Annotated in this window: 12 protein-coding genes; 10 read left to right on the top strand and 2 right to left on the bottom strand. The window is 64.9% G+C overall.

The genetic code is table 11. The features are described from left to right. Positions 1–30: 30 nt before the first annotated feature. From ACV7NQ_RS24640 to ACV7NQ_RS24665, 6 genes are all read left to right on the top strand, one after another. On the top strand, positions 31–1,326 hold the full coding sequence (locus ACV7NQ_RS24640) for a diguanylate cyclase domain-containing protein (protein WP_463361805.1): 1,296 nt from the start codon (positions 31–33) through the stop codon (positions 1,324–1,326). A 457-nt stretch (positions 1,327–1,783) separates the two neighbouring features. Next, positions 1,784–2,857 (top strand): sugar ABC transporter substrate-binding protein, encoded by a 1,074-nt coding sequence (locus ACV7NQ_RS24645; protein ID WP_463365803.1) that lies wholly within the window; start codon positions 1,784–1,786, stop codon positions 2,855–2,857. A gap of 12 nt (positions 2,858–2,869) precedes the next feature. After that, entirely contained in the window at positions 2,870–3,643 is a 774-nt protein-coding gene (locus ACV7NQ_RS24650; protein ID WP_463361806.1) for an ATP-binding cassette domain-containing protein, read from the top strand. A 17-nt stretch (positions 3,644–3,660) separates the two neighbouring features. Continuing rightward, the gene (locus tag ACV7NQ_RS24655; protein WP_463361807.1) at positions 3,661–5,079 is read left to right on the top strand and encodes a sugar ABC transporter permease; all 1,419 of its coding nucleotides are present in this window, start codon (positions 3,661–3,663) and stop codon (positions 5,077–5,079) included. A gap of 26 nt (positions 5,080–5,105) precedes the next feature. After that, entirely contained in the window at positions 5,106–6,272 is a 1,167-nt protein-coding gene (locus ACV7NQ_RS24660) for an ROK family protein (RefSeq protein ID WP_463361808.1), read from the top strand. A gap of 320 nt (positions 6,273–6,592) precedes the next feature. Beyond that, entirely contained in the window at positions 6,593–6,970 is a 378-nt protein-coding gene (locus ACV7NQ_RS24665) for an Rv3235 family protein (protein WP_463361809.1), read from the top strand. A 231-nt stretch (positions 6,971–7,201) separates the two neighbouring features. On the opposite strand, the gene ACV7NQ_RS24670 is transcribed toward ACV7NQ_RS24665, so the two are convergent. Continuing rightward, positions 7,202–8,626: a WGR domain-containing protein gene (locus ACV7NQ_RS24670; protein ID WP_463361810.1), complete on the bottom strand. Its 1,425-nt coding sequence runs from the start codon at positions 8,624–8,626 to the stop codon at positions 7,202–7,204. Between the two features lie 126 nt (positions 8,627–8,752). Continuing rightward, positions 8,753–10,225, bottom strand: a complete 1,473-nt coding sequence (locus ACV7NQ_RS24675) for a mannitol dehydrogenase family protein (protein WP_463361811.1) — start codon at positions 10,223–10,225, stop codon at positions 8,753–8,755. Positions 10,226–10,502: 277 nt separating this feature from the next. Between ACV7NQ_RS24675 and ACV7NQ_RS24680 the strand changes: the two genes are divergently transcribed. The 4 genes from ACV7NQ_RS24680 to ACV7NQ_RS24695 are packed head-to-tail and all read left to right on the top strand — an operon-like array spanning position 10,503 to position 14,654. Beyond that, positions 10,503–11,495 carry a sugar-binding transcriptional regulator gene (locus ACV7NQ_RS24680; protein WP_463361812.1) on the top strand — a complete coding sequence of 331 codons (993 nt, stop codon included), beginning with the start codon at positions 10,503–10,505 and terminating at the stop codon, positions 11,493–11,495. Next, entirely contained in the window at positions 11,492–12,841 is a 1,350-nt protein-coding gene (locus ACV7NQ_RS24685) for an ABC transporter substrate-binding protein (protein WP_463361813.1), read from the top strand. Before ACV7NQ_RS24680 ends, ACV7NQ_RS24685 begins: the two co-directional genes overlap by 4 nt. Then, complete coding sequence (locus tag ACV7NQ_RS24690) at positions 12,838–13,809, top strand: carbohydrate ABC transporter permease (RefSeq protein ID WP_463361814.1); 972 nt, start codon at positions 12,838–12,840, stop codon at positions 13,807–13,809. Before ACV7NQ_RS24685 ends, ACV7NQ_RS24690 begins: the two co-directional genes overlap by 4 nt. Then, positions 13,809–14,654, top strand: a complete 846-nt coding sequence (locus ACV7NQ_RS24695) for a carbohydrate ABC transporter permease (protein WP_463361815.1) — start codon at positions 13,809–13,811, stop codon at positions 14,652–14,654. The genes ACV7NQ_RS24690 and ACV7NQ_RS24695 overlap by 1 nt, the downstream gene beginning before the upstream one ends. Positions 14,655–14,661 lie beyond the last annotated feature (7 nt).

Below are 14,661 nucleotides of genomic sequence, written 5' to 3' on the forward strand. Positions count from 1 at the left end.
CCGAATAAAAGTGGCAGGGGGTTAGTGGCTGTGGCGTTGCGTGAGCTGGGGGTGCGGTGGGCCGACGCCCTCGATGGCGTCGTCGCGCCGACCCTCACGAGAACCCAGATCGAGGATTTGCTCACCGAGCTGGCCGGGGTCCTCGTGGCGGCGCTGCTCGGGACGACGGATGTCGCGGTCGCCCACAACGCCGCCGCGGTGCTGGTCTCGGTGAACTATCGCGACCCGGTCGCCGTCGGCCGTTCGATTCGAGTGATCTGCCACGACATGGTCGACCACATCTGCTCGACCGACGCGCCCGAATACCAGCAGATCCGCGACCGAGCCATCACCGTTGCCGCCGAGTTCGCCGCGGGCTTCACCGCGGAATTGCGGAATGCGGCGCTCGGTGAGCAGGAGACCACGCTGGTGGCGGTACTCTCGGCCGCGCAGCAAGCCGAGGCGCAGCGGCAGCTGTCGGAGGCGAGGTTCGAGGCGGTCTTCGCGGGCGCGTCGGTCGGTATCGGTACGGTCGATGTCACCGGCCGCGTGCTGGATGTGAATGCGGCCATGGCCGAAATGCTCGGGCTGCGCGCGGAGTCCATGCCTGGTCGATCGGTGGCCGAGCTGCTCGGACCGGCGAACATCGGAGACGCCTACACGGAGTTGCAACGACTGCTCGGCGGTGGCTCCGACCGATTCCGGCTGGAAACCGACGTGATGCACCCGGACGGGAGCATCACCAGCATCGACCTGTCGATGTCGGCGGTGCGCGACAGCAGCGATCGGGTTCGATTCCTGATCGGCGTCGCGGTCGACGTGACCGAACGCAAGCAGCTCGCCGATCGCCTGTGGTACGACGCCAACCACGACAGCCTCACCGGCCTGCCGAACCGGGTGCTGTTCTTCGACCGGCTCGCCAATGCCATTCCCCCAGTGGGCGTTTGCTATCTCGACCTCGACGGATTCAAGGAAGTCAACGACGTGTGGGGCCACACCGTCGGCGATCGGGTGCTGCGCGATGTGGCCCAGCGGCTGCAGTCATCCGTCGGGCCGGTCGGCGGCGTGGTCGCGCGGATCGGCGGCGACGAATTCATCGTGCTGGTCGAAAAGTGTTCCGGTGAAGAGCAATTGGCGGTGATTTCCGGCCTACTACGCCAAGCGCTCGACGCCCCGATGCAGGTTGCCGGGCAGCTGGTCGTGGTGGGAGCGAGCATCGGCACCGTGGTCGTCCCGGACCGGCCCACCGAAGTCGATGAGCTGATGCATGCCGTCGATACCGCCATGTATCGAAACAAGGCTGCCGGGGGAACTCGGGCGCGAAGTCGGCGTTTTCAACTGCCGTAGGTAAGTTGCTCGCGCGCAGTCGCTTTCGGCGCGGAGCGGGGCGGTCGCCGTCGCGTGATACGTGCGAGATGATTCGACGACGGCAATGCCGCACAATTCGCGCGCCGAGGGTTCGGGTGAGGCGTTCGGGTGCTCGACTGCGATCTGCCTGCCGAAGTTGTTGTTGTACAGGTCGTCTGAGGGCACGCCGGACCCAGACGAGTGACCGCGCCGCTGGAGCTACCAATGTTGCCGAATTGTTACGTCTTCTCTTCCTCCAGAACCGTCCTGCGGCATATGTTGTTGCCCACAACATATTAGCTCGACGCAGTGCCGGAGTCCTCCGACAGGGTCGTCGGTTGTTCCAGGAAGGTTCCTCCAGATGTGGACGAAAAGCCAGTTCTTGTCGGGAAAACGCGGGCATGGGTCGATGCGGATCGGGATGAGGCACGGGGCTGTCGCGGTGGGGTTGGTGGGGGTGTTGGCGCTCACGGCCTGTGGGGCGAACTCCTCGAAGAATGATGGGGGGAGTGGCACGAAGGCGAGCGGCGGGAAGAACGGCACGATTGGCGTGATCCTGCCTGAGACTGCTACCTCGGCTCGGTGGGAGGGGTTCGACAAGCCGATGCTCGAGAAGGCGCTGGCAGCTGCGGGCTTCGATGCCGACGTGCAGAATGCGCAGGGGGAGGTGCAGAAGTTTACGACGTTGGCGGACGGGATGATCGCCAAGAACGTGAAGGTGTTGATCATTGCGGCGATCAACAGTGAGGTTGGTGGGGCGGTTGCGGCGAAGGCCAAGAAGGCTGGGATTCCGACGATCGACTACGACCGGCTGAACCTGGGCGGGTCTTCCGACTACTACGTGTCGTTCGACAACGTGCGGGTCGGGCAGTTGCAGGGCCAGGGGATGGCTGATGCGTTGAAGAACAAGCCAGGTGGGCAGGTCGTCGAGATCGAGGGGGCGCCGACCGATAACAACGCGACGTTGTTCCATGACGGGCAGCGGAAAGTTCTTCAGCCGCTGTATGACTCGGGTGCGTTGAAGCTGGTGCAGAGTCAGCCGATCGATGGGTGGAACAACCAGACGGGTGGCACCACCTTCGAGCAGATCCTGACCACGAACGGTGGGAAGGTCGACGGCGTAGTCGCGGCGAATGACGGGTTGGCGGGTGCGGTGATCACCGTGCTCAAGAAGAATGGGCTCAACGGCAAGGTGCCGGTCACCGGCCAGGATGCGACGGCCGAAGGGCTGAAGGCAGTTCTGCGTGGCGATCAGTACATGACCGTGTTCAAGCCGATTCAGCAGGAGGCCGATGCGGTGGCCAAGCTTGCTGTCGCGCTGGCCAACAATGACAAGGCTTCGGCGGATGCGTTGGCCACCGCTGTGAGCCAGGATTCGAAGGGCAAGCGGGAGGTCAAATCCGTTCTGCTGGATCCGTTCTCGATCACCCGCGCGGACGTGAAGCGTGTGGTTACCGAGGGCTATGTCCCGGCGCGGGATATCTGCGGTGGCGACTTGCAGGCGGCCTGCACCGAACTCGGCATCTCCTGAGGAAACAGACGAATGAGTGAGCCGCTTCTTCAGATCACCGGCCTCAACAAGAGTTTCGGGCCGGTCCATGTCCTACACGATGTGGATTTCACCGCGCCGGCCGGTGAGGTCACCGCCCTTGTCGGGGACAACGGTGCCGGCAAGTCGACGTTGGTGAAATGCATTGCAGGGATTTACGGTTTCGATTCCGGGACGGTGAAGTACCGGGGTGAACCGGCGCACATCCGTGGTCCGAAGGACGCGGCTGAGCTCGGGATCGAAGTCGTCTACCAGGATCTCGCGCTGGCCGACAATCTCGACATCGTGCAGAACATGTTCCTCGGACGGGAGCGCGGACGTCCGTGGCTGCTCGACGAGGCGAGCATGGAGGAAGCGGCTCGGCAGACACTTGCCTCGCTGTCGGTGCGCACCGTGAAGTCGGTGCGCACCCCGGTGTCGGCATTGTCGGGCGGTCAACGGCAGACGGTGGCGATCGCGAAATCCGTGCTGTGGAACAGCAATTTGGTGCTGTTGGACGAGCCGACTGCCGCGCTGGGTGTCGCCCAGACGCGGCAGGTCCTCGACCTCGTCCGGCGACTCGCCGAACAGGGTCTCGGCGTGGTGCTGATCAGCCACAACATGGCCGATGTTTTCGAGGTCGCCGACCGCATTTCGGTGTTGTACCTCGGCCGGATGGCGGCCGAGGTACACACCAAGGACGTCACCCACAGTCAGGTCGTCGAATTGATCACCGCGGGCCGATCCGGTGATCTCGGGCTGGCCCGACCGGAATCCGCTGTGCTGTGAGTAAGAAAGACGATGAGATGACGAATGTTTCAGCTGCCCCGGCGCAGACGGCGGTCGCCGATTTCGGGATCGACACCACGACGCAGTCCACCGCGGATGCGGTGCGCGAGTACCTGTCTCGGCTGCGCGGAGGTGATATCGGCTCATTGCCCGCGCTGCTCGGGCTGGTAGCGCTGGTCATCATGTTCTCGGTGCTGTCGGATGTGTTCTTCTCGCTCAACAACATTGCGAACCTGCTCGCGCAGGGCGCGGGGCAGACGATCATCGCGATCGGAATCGTGTTCGTGCTGCTGATCGGGGAGATCGATCTGTCGGCGGGTACGGCGTCCGGAGTCGCGGGCGCAGTGCTTGCCATGCATTACGTCCAGAACGGAAACCTGCTGGCGGGCATGGGTTCGACGGTGTTCGTCATCTTCATCGCGATGCTCATACTGGCCGCTGTTCTCGCCGGAATGTTGCGGATCTGGCCGGGCGTCGCGATGTCGCTGCTCGGTCTCGCGCTGGCAGTGTCCGGGCTGCAGGGGAATCCCTGGATCGAGATGTTGCTCGCGGTGTGTGTGGGCACCGCGATCGGGTGCATCACCGGGTTCCTCATCGCCAAGATCGGTATGCCGTCGTTCGTGGTGACCCTCGCCCTGTTCCTGGCCTGGCAGGGCGTCATTCTGCAGCTGATCGGCGAGGGCGGAGTGCTCGGCATCAGTTCGTCGACCGTGCTCGATCGGGTGGCCAACGGAAACCTGTCGACGGTGGGCAGTTGGGCGCTGTTCGTCATCGGGGCAGGGGGATACGTGGCAGTCACGATCGGCAGGCACATCTTGCGGCTGCGACGTGGTTTGGTTACCCAGCCGACACCCCTTGTGGTGACCAAGGTTTCGGTGCTCACGGTGCTGGCGGCGGTGGCTACCGCGTTGCTCACGATCGATAGGTCACGCAACGACGCGATCGAGATTCGCGGCGTGCCCTATGTTGTGCCGATCGTCTTGGTGCTGCTCGTCGTCGGAACCTACGTGCTCAACCGGACGACATACGGCAGGCATATCTACGCGGTCGGCGGCAATCGTGAGGCCGCGCGTCGTGCCGGAATCAACGTCACCCAGATCCGGGCAAGCGTATTCGTGGTGTCCTCGTCGTGCGCGGCTATCGGCGCGATCGTCTACTCCTCGAAGGTCGGCTCGGTCGATCCGCAGGCGGGTGGACTCAACACCCTGCTGTTCGCGGTCGGCGCCGCGGTGATCGGCGGCACCTCGCTGTTCGGCGGCAAGGGACGGGTCTCGGACGCGGTGATCGGTGGCACGGTACTCGCCGTCGTCGCCAATGGCCTTGGGCTGCTCAAGCAACCCGCCGCGGTCGTCGCCATCGTCACCGGTTTGGTGTTGTTGCTGGCGGCGACGGTGGACGCGCTGACCCGTCGTCGCGCGGCCACCGCGGAAGGCTGAGTGCGGGTGATGGTATCCCTGAGGGCATGACCAGCCCAGCAGTCGCCCGCCCGGACGAGCTGCGACGATTCAACCGGGCGAGCCTGCTGCGCCGGTTGCACGCGGGCGGTCCGGCCACCAGAGCCGCACTGGCGACGGAGCTCGGCCTCAACCGCTCCACCATCAAAATGCTGGTGGACGGGCTGGCCGAGACCGGAGTGGTGGAGGAGCGGGTGCCGCGCCTGGCGCGCGGCGCGGGCCGACCGTCGCTACTGGTACTGCCACAGCCGCAGGCGGTGGTGGTGCTGGCGGTGGACGTGCAGGTCGAGCACGTCGGGATCGCCCTCATCGGCCTCGGTGGGCAGATCCTCGGCCGCGACCGCTGGAATCTGCATGGGCGGCAACGCGAAGCGGGTGAGCTCCTCACCCACGTCGCGGAATCCGCGGTACTGCTCGCCGGCGATCTCGGGTTGCGGCCCGCCGCCGCGGGGATATCGGTACCCGGCGTGGTGCGGCGGTCCGACGGCCACGTGCATGATGCGGCCAACCTGAACTGGGTGGATGTCCCGCTCGGTGAACGGATGGGCACGCTGCTCGGAATCCCAGTGGTGGTAGGTAATGATGCCGAGTTCGGTGCGCTGGCAGAGCATTTGCGTGGTGTCGGTCGCGGGGTCTCGGATGCGGTGTTCGTGTCGGCCGACATCGGGGTCGGTGGGGGACTGATCGCGCAGGGTGCGCTGCTGCGCGGCTCGGCGGGCTACCTCGGTGAGATCGGGCACATGACGGTGCGGCCCGGCGGCCGAAAGTGCCACTGTGGCAACGAAGGATGCTGGGAGAGTGAGGTCGGTGAAGCCGCACTGACTCGGGCCCTCGGCCTGCCGGCCGCCAGTCCGCGCGGTGCGATCGTCGCCGAACTGCGTGTGCTGGAACGACATTCCGACGCCGCCAATCGGCTCGGCGAGTACGTCGACTGGCTGGCCCTCGGCCTGGTGAACGTGGTCAACATTCTCGGACCGGAGCTGGTCGTCCTCGGCGACCTACTTGCCGCGCTCCCCGACGCCGTGGTAGCGCGAGCCGCCGACGAGGTGCACCGGCGCAGCATGGTAAGCCGGGCGATCGGTGGAGTGCGGGTCGAAAAGTCCTCACTCGGAGCCGATCTGAAACTGCTCGGTGCGGCGGAAGCGGCCTTCCAAGGGGTACTCGGCACCGTCTGAAGGTTTATGTCGGCGAATCGCGGGTGTCGACGGGTTGGGTCCGCCGACTATCGCCGCACCATAACGGTCGCTTGGGTTATTGACCTCCTCTTTACTCTTTTCGAAATCCATGGCAAGCTATCGCAATTCGGTCGCGGGGGTCGCGATCAAGGGGTAAGGGGGGTCGTTTTATGGATGGGTATCCGAGGGCGTTGTCGCGTGCGCCGAGGACCGAACCGCCGTTGCGGCCGTGTCGGCCATCCCGACGCAGGATGGAATTCGCTGAACCGCCGCCGCACGTGCGGATTTGCCACACTCGGGTCCCGAGTAATTCGGTGGGGATGGGCCGAGGGCGGAGCGAATCGTCGACCGAGCGGGCGACGGTTCTCGAAGTCGACTCGGAGACAAAGTCATTCGTCGAACGAGCGTTGCGTCTCGTGCTCGAGGTGTTCGACCATCGGCGACCGGTCGCTCAACTGGCCGCAGTCGCGGACACGTCGGTGGTGTCCGCGGTGCGGACGCTGGTCAGGGCGGATCTGGCGCCGGGAAGGACGGTCGGAACCGCGGTGCTCACGCGCGTGGATGTGGTGATGGTCGATGCCGCCGCCGCGGAGGTGTGTGCGGCGTACGACCGTGGGCAACGGCATTTCGCACTCGCCGGGCGTATCGCTCACAGCCGCGGCAAAGGCTGGCGTTTGACCGCCCTGCGCATATTCTGAGCCGCGACAGCGCTGAGCATTATGTGGCCGCCGTGGTTTCGGTGTTGTCGAACATCTCCTCGGCCCGCCGCGTATCCATGTATTCGCGTACTCGCCGAATCAGACCATTCGACAGCTCGAAGACGAAGCAATCGTCGTTGTCGTAATGCCGTCCAACCGCATCGGTCGCACTCCGGCATCAGCCCGTCGGCTCTGGGCGGTCTACCGTGGTAAGCACCGGGTGCTTATGCCTCAACGCAGTCGCCGGATATCGCCTCGCACTCGATAGAACCCACCACGTGCCGACTCGGCCACCGCGTCGACCACGTACCGAACGCCCGCCTCGCGGATATCCCGGGGGAACTGCACATTCCACCCGTGTTGGTAGCCCGGAGACACCACATGCACCCGCAGATTGCCGCCATCGTCGGCACACTCCACGACGATTCCCGAGCTGGAGTCTGCGGCGACTTCCACTGTGCTGCTCGGTATTACGGCGGACATCTCCGGCGCCTTCACCGACAGCGTTTGGGGTAGCACGCCCTGCTCGGCATTGCGGATGGCCGACTCGCTGACGTCCAAGCAGGCCAACGTGCCGTTGGTGGTGACGAGATAGAGCTTTTCGTCGTGGTACTGCATGGAGTACGCGGATCCGCAGCCGGTGGCCAGCTTCCACAGGCGTAGCCCGGCCGAATCGAAGCAGTAGACCGAGGAAAAGTTGTCACCCGCGAAGACATAGCGTCCGTCCGGCGAAGTGGCACAGGAGAATACGGCCGCATCACATTGGTAGGAGCGCTCGGACTGGCCGTTCTTGGCCACCATGCGCACCTGCCGGGTGCTGGTACCCGCGTAGACGGCGTCGGTTTCCTGCCAGCCGAAGAGCACGGGACCGCCGGTGCGGACATGCCACTGATGGTTTCCGCTGGTCAAGCCGTATTTGGTGACGCCGTCGGAATGTCCGTGGTAGACGCCGTCCCGGTCGATCCGCACCATCCACCCGGAGTTACCGGTGCTGCGCCGGGTCCAGAGCGATTCCTCCTCGTGATCGATCACCGTGATACCGCCTTCGCGGTCGGAGACGCCGAGGATGCCGTCGTGGATATCGAGCCAGTAGATGTCGACATCGGCCGCGATGTCGTAGGCGGCGCGCGGCACCTTACCCGAAAGGTCGTACACTCGGCCGTCATCGCATCCGGCATAGATCCAGAAGTCGTCGGCGACAATGCATTTCACCGCGTCCGGCAAGCGGAACCGGCCGGTCACCTCGCCCGACAAGGTGAGGGTGAACACGTCGCCGTGCTCATTGCCGACCCAGCAGCGGTGTTCGTCGACGAAGATACCGAAAGCCGCTGCGCCGGAGGCGAATGTCCACAGTACCGGCGCGGATTTCGCGGTAGAGCGCTGGCTGACGATCGCCCGCCGCGTCACCGGACGCTTGGTTCGCGCACCCATGACCGCGAGCGCGTAGCCCCGGCGCACCTTCGCGCCGACCTTCTTCGCGGCGGCCGCCCGCGCCTTCTCCTCGGTGGCAAAGGAACTCACCTGGGTCTGCCCCTGGTCGCCGATGCGTCCGTAGCGAATGGTCACCTGGGTGCCCGCGACGGCAACCTCATAGAACTTGTGCGCCGAACCGCCGTCCTCGGACAGTTCGAGATAGGTAGTGCCCCCAGTGGTCATCGCATAGCCCCGCTTTTTTCGTGGGATCAGAACGCTTCGAAAGTTAGCAAGGGGCACCGACATTCTCGTTGCGGCGACGGACAACCCTTCGGACAGTCGAGGGTGATGTGAGTGAGCGCGGCTTTGCTACGGACCGTCGACCAGATCGACCACCGTCGCACGCGCGCCGCGTGTGTGCAACGAATCTAACGCCCTACGGTAGGCCGCGACGAAGCGTGGTTCGTCGATGAGGTCCCCGAACACCGACCGATCGGATAGGAAGGCAGTGGGATCGTCGTGCTGGCGGCCGGCCAGTGCCATCAGGCGATCGCGCAGCGGGTCCACCACCTCGATCGGCTCGCCCTGTTCATCGACACCCTCGCAGTAGCGAGCCCAAGCGGCCACTACTGTTGCGGCGCAGGCTATGTCGCCACCGCTGGCCAGTTGGCTGCGGACGACCGGCAGCAGCCACTTGGGAATCCGGTCGGAGGATTCCGCGCACAGCCGGGCGACGGTGTCCCCGACGGCGGCATTGGAGAACCGCTCGATGAGCGTGCGTCGGTACTGGCCGAGGTCGATGCCGGGGACCGGGCGCAGCGTCGGCATCGCCTCATTGTTCATGTAGCGCAACAGGAATCGTTCGAACACCGGATCTTGGGCGACCTCGTGCACCATGCGGTAGCCGGACAGATAGCCCAGGTAGCACAGCGCCTGGTGACTGGCGTTCAGCAGGCGCAGTTTCATCAATTCGTAGGGCGCGACGTCGTCGACGAGTTGGACGCCGACCCGGTCGAAATCGGGTCGGCCGAGGCTGAACGCATCCTCCAGCACCCACTGCGTGAACGGCTCGGTCACCACCGGCCAGCCGTCCTCGATGCCGTACCTGCGTCCCAGCTCTGCCGTCATCTCCGCGGTGGTCACCGGCGTGATCCGGTCGACCATCGAGTTCGGGAAGGCGCCTTCTCGCGAGATCCATTCCGCCAGTTCCGGATCGCGCAATCGGGCGAAGGCGGTGAAGGCGGTGCGGGCAACGTGCCCGTTGCCCTCGATATTGTCGCAGGACATGATCGTGAACGGCGCGAGGCCGCGTGCCTTGCGTCGGGCGAGTGCCTCGGTGACGAGACCGAATGTTGTCGTGGGGACGACGCCGGGGGCGAGGTCGGCGACGACGGCGGGCTCGGTCGCGTCGAATTCGCGGGTGGTGGCGGAGATGTTGTAGCCGCCCTCGGTGATGGTGAGCGAGACGATGCGGGTGCCCGCGCCCGCGAGCTTCTCGATCACGGCCTCGGGATCGTCTGGGGCGTACAGGTATTCGACGATGGATCCGATCACCCGGACGGTCCAGGCGCCGTCGGGTTCGGTGACGCACAGCGTGTACAGGCAGTCCTGTTTCGTCAGCACGTCGCGCATCCGGCGGTCCGCGGGCATGACGCCGACGCCGCAGATCCCCCACTCCCGTGCCGCGCCGAGCACGAGCAGCCGGTCCAGGTACATCGCCTGGTGCGCCCGATGGAATCCGCCGACGCCGAAGTGGACTATTCCGGTGCGTATGCCGGTGCGGTCGTAGCCCGGAGCCGGCACGTCCAGATCGGTCACGGTTCGCGCGTTGAGCTTCGTCATAGCGTGGATCATCATTCCTTTTCTGCATCGACAACCAGCGTCGACGTACCCATCTCTGCTGCGCGCCGGCGGCACGCGCCATGTGAAAACGGCTACCCCACGGCGGGACAAGATCATCACCGATGGTGTCGCCCAGTCCGCGGCGCGCTCGATGCCGATCCGATCACGAAGACAGTGTTGTGCACGTCACACTCCAATGTTACCGTGAATGAGCAGCAGCTCAAGTAGTGAGCATCTGCTCAGTACTGGAGATCAGCTCAGCACCCGAGGATCAGCGTTGACACCCGAATCGGCCCGGCCAATTGCCTCCGAGGACATCCGGCTCGCATTGCGAGCGGCGGAGCTGTATCACCTGGAGGGCGCCACTCAAGCGGAAATCGCTGTCAAACTGGGGGTTTCGCGGCCGACCGCGGGGCGCTTGATCGCCCGCGCCCGCGCTCATGGCCTGGTGCGCATTGAGATCAATGTCCCCGACGCCCTGCGCGACACCCTGCACACCAGCGTGGAACGAGACCTCGAGCGACGCTTCGGCCTCACCGAGGCGGTCGTCCTCGGCGAGATGGCCGCCGGTTCGGCCTCGGGTTACCAGGCGCTCGGCCGCGCCGCCGCTGCGGTACTGGGGCGCAGGCTGCGCGACACCGACACCCTCGGTTTCACCTGGGGCCCCGAGATTGTCGCGATCGCCGGAGAACTGCGTGCGAAGATGATGCGCTGTGCCGCGGTGGTCCAGTTGGACGGCTCGATGGCCTCGATCGACTATCAGACCGGCGTCGAATACACCCTCGGCCGATGCGCCACCCAACTGCAGGCCGAACCGATCCGTCTACACGCACCGCTGTATGCCGACCCCGCGACGGTTACCGCGCTGACCGAGGATTCGGTGCTCGGCAAGGCCCTCGCCATCGGCGCGGCGGCCGACGTGATGGTCTTCGGCGTAGGCACGGTGTCGACCGCGACGACACTTTTCGCGGGCAGCTATCTGGATTCCGCCCTCCTCGACGAACTGCACGACCTCGGTGCGGTCGGTGAGATCGGCGGGCGATTCTTCAAGCTCGACGGTACCGATGTCGGTGGCACCCTGCCCGAACGCACCGTCGGGGTCTCGCTGGACGCCGTCCGCTCGTGCCCGTCGACGATCCTGATCTCCGGCGGCGAACCCAAACACGAAGCCGTCTTCGGTGCACTCAACGGCGGACTGGCCAAGGTGCTGGTCACCGACATCGGTTGTGCGCAATGGCTATTGGAACAGAAAGAGGAGGCAACCCGATGAGGAGACGTCGAAGGGCGGCCATCGCGGCGCTGATCGCCGCGACCATGATCGCCGCGGCAGGCTGCGCGGGTGCCGGGTCGTTCACCGCGGGCGGCGGCGACACGGTGACCATCGCGATCGTGTCGAACTCACAGATGCAGGACGCGATCGGATTGTCTTCGGAGTTCGAACGCGAAAACCCCGGCATCAAACTGAAATTCACGTCCCTGTCGGAGAACGAGGCCCGCGCGAAGATCACCGCGTCGGTCGCGACCGGTGGCGGCGAGTTCGATGTCGTGATGATCAGCAACTACGAGACCCCGCAGTGGGCCGAAAACGGCTGGCTGGTCGACCTTTCCCCGCGCATGCGGGAGACGGCGGGCTACGACCAGGCCGACATCATTCCGTCGCTACAGAAGTCGTTGTCCTACAAGGGCGATATGTACTCGGTCCCGTTCTACGGCGAGTCGTCGTTCCTGATGTACCGCAAGGACTTGTTCGAGCAGGCTGGGCTGGCCATGCCTGAGCATCCGACCTGGGAGCAGGTCGCCGATTTCGCCGCGAAGCTCGACGGCGGGGATCGATCGGGAATCTGCCTGCGCGGCAAGCCCGGCTGGGGTGAGGTGCTCGCCTCGCTGGACACCGTGATCAATACCTTCGGCGGTCGCTGGTACGACGAGCATTGGAACGCGCAGCTCGACAGCCCGGAAGTCGAACGCGCTGTGGACTTCTACGTGAATCTGGTGCGGCAACACGGCGAACCCGGCGCGGCGACAAGCGGTTTCGGTGAATGCGCCACGCAGTTCTCGCAGGGCCATACCGCGATGTGGTACGACGCGACCTCGGCGGTGTCGGTGCTCGAGGATCCCGCGTCGAGCAAGGTTGTCGGCAAGGTCGGCTATGCGCCCGCCCCAGTGCAGGCGACCGAACACTCCGGCTGGCTCTACACCTGGTCACTCGGCATCCCGACGACGAGCGCCAAGCCCGACGCGGCATGGAAATTCGTGTCCTGGATGACGAGTAAGCAGTACATCCGGATGGTCGGCGAACGCCTCGGCTGGTCGCATGTGCCGCCGGGCAGTCGGCTCTCGACATATGACATACCGGAGTACCGCAGTGCATCGGCCGCCTACGGACCCGCCACGCTCTCCGCGATGGCCTCGGCCGATCCCGAGAAGCCGACCGTAAAGCCGGTGCCCTACACCGGTGTTCAATTCCTGACGATTCCCGAATTCCAGGATCTCGGAACCCGGGTGAGTCAGCAGATCAGCGCCGCCATCGCGGGCCGGGTCAGCGTCCACGACGCGCTCGCGCAGGCGCAGCAGTACGCCCAGGTGGTCGGCAAGACCTATCAAGAAGGACGATGACCGTGTCCGGAACAACCACTGCCCCAACATCTCCGGCACCAACGGCGCCGCGGTCCGAGACGATCACTGCCAAGAGCGACCACATCTCACGTGCGGAGGGCTGGCGCCGACGCGGGCCACTGCTGCCCGCGCTGATCTTCATGATCGTGGTCACCCAGATACCGTTCCTGTTCACGCTGTACTACTCGACCCAGTCCTGGAACCTGGTCCGTCCCGGTTCCAGGCACTTCAATGGGCTACAGAATTACGTGGATGTGGCCCGTGACAGTCAGTTCCGCCAGGTCGCGCTCAATACCGTGATCATGATCGTTGGCACCGTGATCATCTCGGTGGTCCTCGGTCTACTGCTCGCGCTACTGCTCGACCGGGCCTTCTTCGGCCGCGGCATTGTGCGCACCCTGCTGATCACTCCGTTCCTGGTGACTCCCGTTGCCGCGGCGTTGATTTGGAAGACCACGCTGCTCGACCCGGTCTTCGGCCTGATCAACTTCGTGCTCCAGCCGTTCGGGGTGCACCGCATCGACTGGGTGAGTAGATATCCGCTGCCCGCCGTGATGGCGGACCTCGTTTGGCAGTGGACGCCGTTCATGATGCTGCTGATTCTGGCCGGGCTGCAATCGATGCCGCGCGACGTGATGGAAGCCGCCCGCGTCGACGGCGCCGGCGCATTCGCGCTGTTCCGCGAAATCACGCTGCCGCACCTGCGGCGGTTCATCGAACTCGGCGCGGTACTCGGCGCGATCTACCTGGTCAACACCTTCGACGCGGTGTACATGATGACCTCCGGCGGACCGGGCATCGCCAGCTCGAATCTGCCCTACTACATCTACCAACGCGCGTTCCTCGGTTTCGACGTCGGCCAGGCCGCGGCCATGGGCGTGGTCACCGTGATCGCGACGATGGTCGTCGCGACGTTGGCGCTGCGTCTGATCTTCAAGAGCTTTTCCGGGAAACAGGAGGCCGCGTGATGAGCACGCGAGAGGTGACAACCCTTCGTAAACAACGGAATTGGGGCAACACCGCCTGGGGTGTGCTGGCGTGGGTGATCGCGATCGGCGTCTTCTTCCCCGTGCTGTGGATGCTGCTGACCGCCTTCAAGCAGGAGGGCGACGCCTACACCGATCCGCCGAAGCTGCTGTTCACCCCGACGCTGGAGCAGTTCCGCGCGGTGCTGGACAGCGGCATCGGGACGGCGCTGCTGAATTCGGCCTTCGCCACCATCATGTCGACGATCCTCGTGCTGGCCCTTGGTGTTCCAGCCGCGTTCGCACTGTCGTTGCGACCGGTGCGCAAGACGCAGGACGCGCTGTTCTTCTTCATCAGCACCAAGATGCTGCCGGTGGTCGCTGCGATCGTGCCGCTGTATGTGATTGTCGGCGATATCGGTTTGCTCGACAACATCTGGGCGCTGGTCATCCTGTACACCGCGATGAACCTGCCGATCGCGGTATGGATGATGCGCTCGTTCTTCCTCGAAGTACCCGGCGAACTCCTGGAGGCCGCCAGCATGGACGGCGCCAGCCTGTGGACCTCGATGCGGGAGGTGATCCTGCCGCTGGTCTCACCCGGTATCGCCGCAACCGCACTGATCTGCGTCATCTTCTCCTGGAACGAATTCTTCTTCGCGGTGAACCTGACAGCCGTTCAGGCACAGACGATTCCGGTGTTCCTGGTCGGATTCATCACCGGTGAGGGCCTGTACTGGGCCCGGCTCTCCGCGGCCGCGGTGCTCACCGCGCTGCCCGTCATCCTGGCCGGCTGGCTCGCGCAGAACAAGCTCGTGCGCGGCCTGTCCTTCGGCGCTATCAAGTAAGGAACAA

This window comes from Nocardia sp. Tas62D01 (assembly GCF_055232035.1).

Coding starts and splice junctions, on each gene's coding strand:
- ACV7NQ_RS24650 (WP_463361806.1), top strand. CDS start 2,870: ATGAGTGAGCCGCTTCTTCAGATCACCGGCCTCAACAAGAGTTTCGGG.
- ACV7NQ_RS24690 (WP_463361814.1), top strand. CDS start 12,838: ATGACCGTGTCCGGAACAACCACTGCCCCAACATCTCCGGCACCAACG.
- ACV7NQ_RS24655 (WP_463361807.1), top strand. CDS start 3,661: ATGACGAATGTTTCAGCTGCCCCGGCGCAGACGGCGGTCGCCGATTTC.
- ACV7NQ_RS24695 (WP_463361815.1), top strand. CDS start 13,809: ATGAGCACGCGAGAGGTGACAACCCTTCGTAAACAACGGAATTGGGGC.
- ACV7NQ_RS24660 (WP_463361808.1), top strand. CDS start 5,106: ATGACCAGCCCAGCAGTCGCCCGCCCGGACGAGCTGCGACGATTCAAC.
- ACV7NQ_RS24685 (WP_463361813.1), top strand. CDS start 11,492: ATGAGGAGACGTCGAAGGGCGGCCATCGCGGCGCTGATCGCCGCGACC.
- ACV7NQ_RS24665 (WP_463361809.1), top strand. CDS start 6,593: ATGGGCCGAGGGCGGAGCGAATCGTCGACCGAGCGGGCGACGGTTCTC.
- ACV7NQ_RS24675 (WP_463361811.1), bottom strand. CDS start 10,225: ATGACGAAGCTCAACGCGCGAACCGTGACCGATCTGGACGTGCCGGCT.
- ACV7NQ_RS24670 (WP_463361810.1), bottom strand. CDS start 8,626: ATGACCACTGGGGGCACTACCTATCTCGAACTGTCCGAGGACGGCGGT.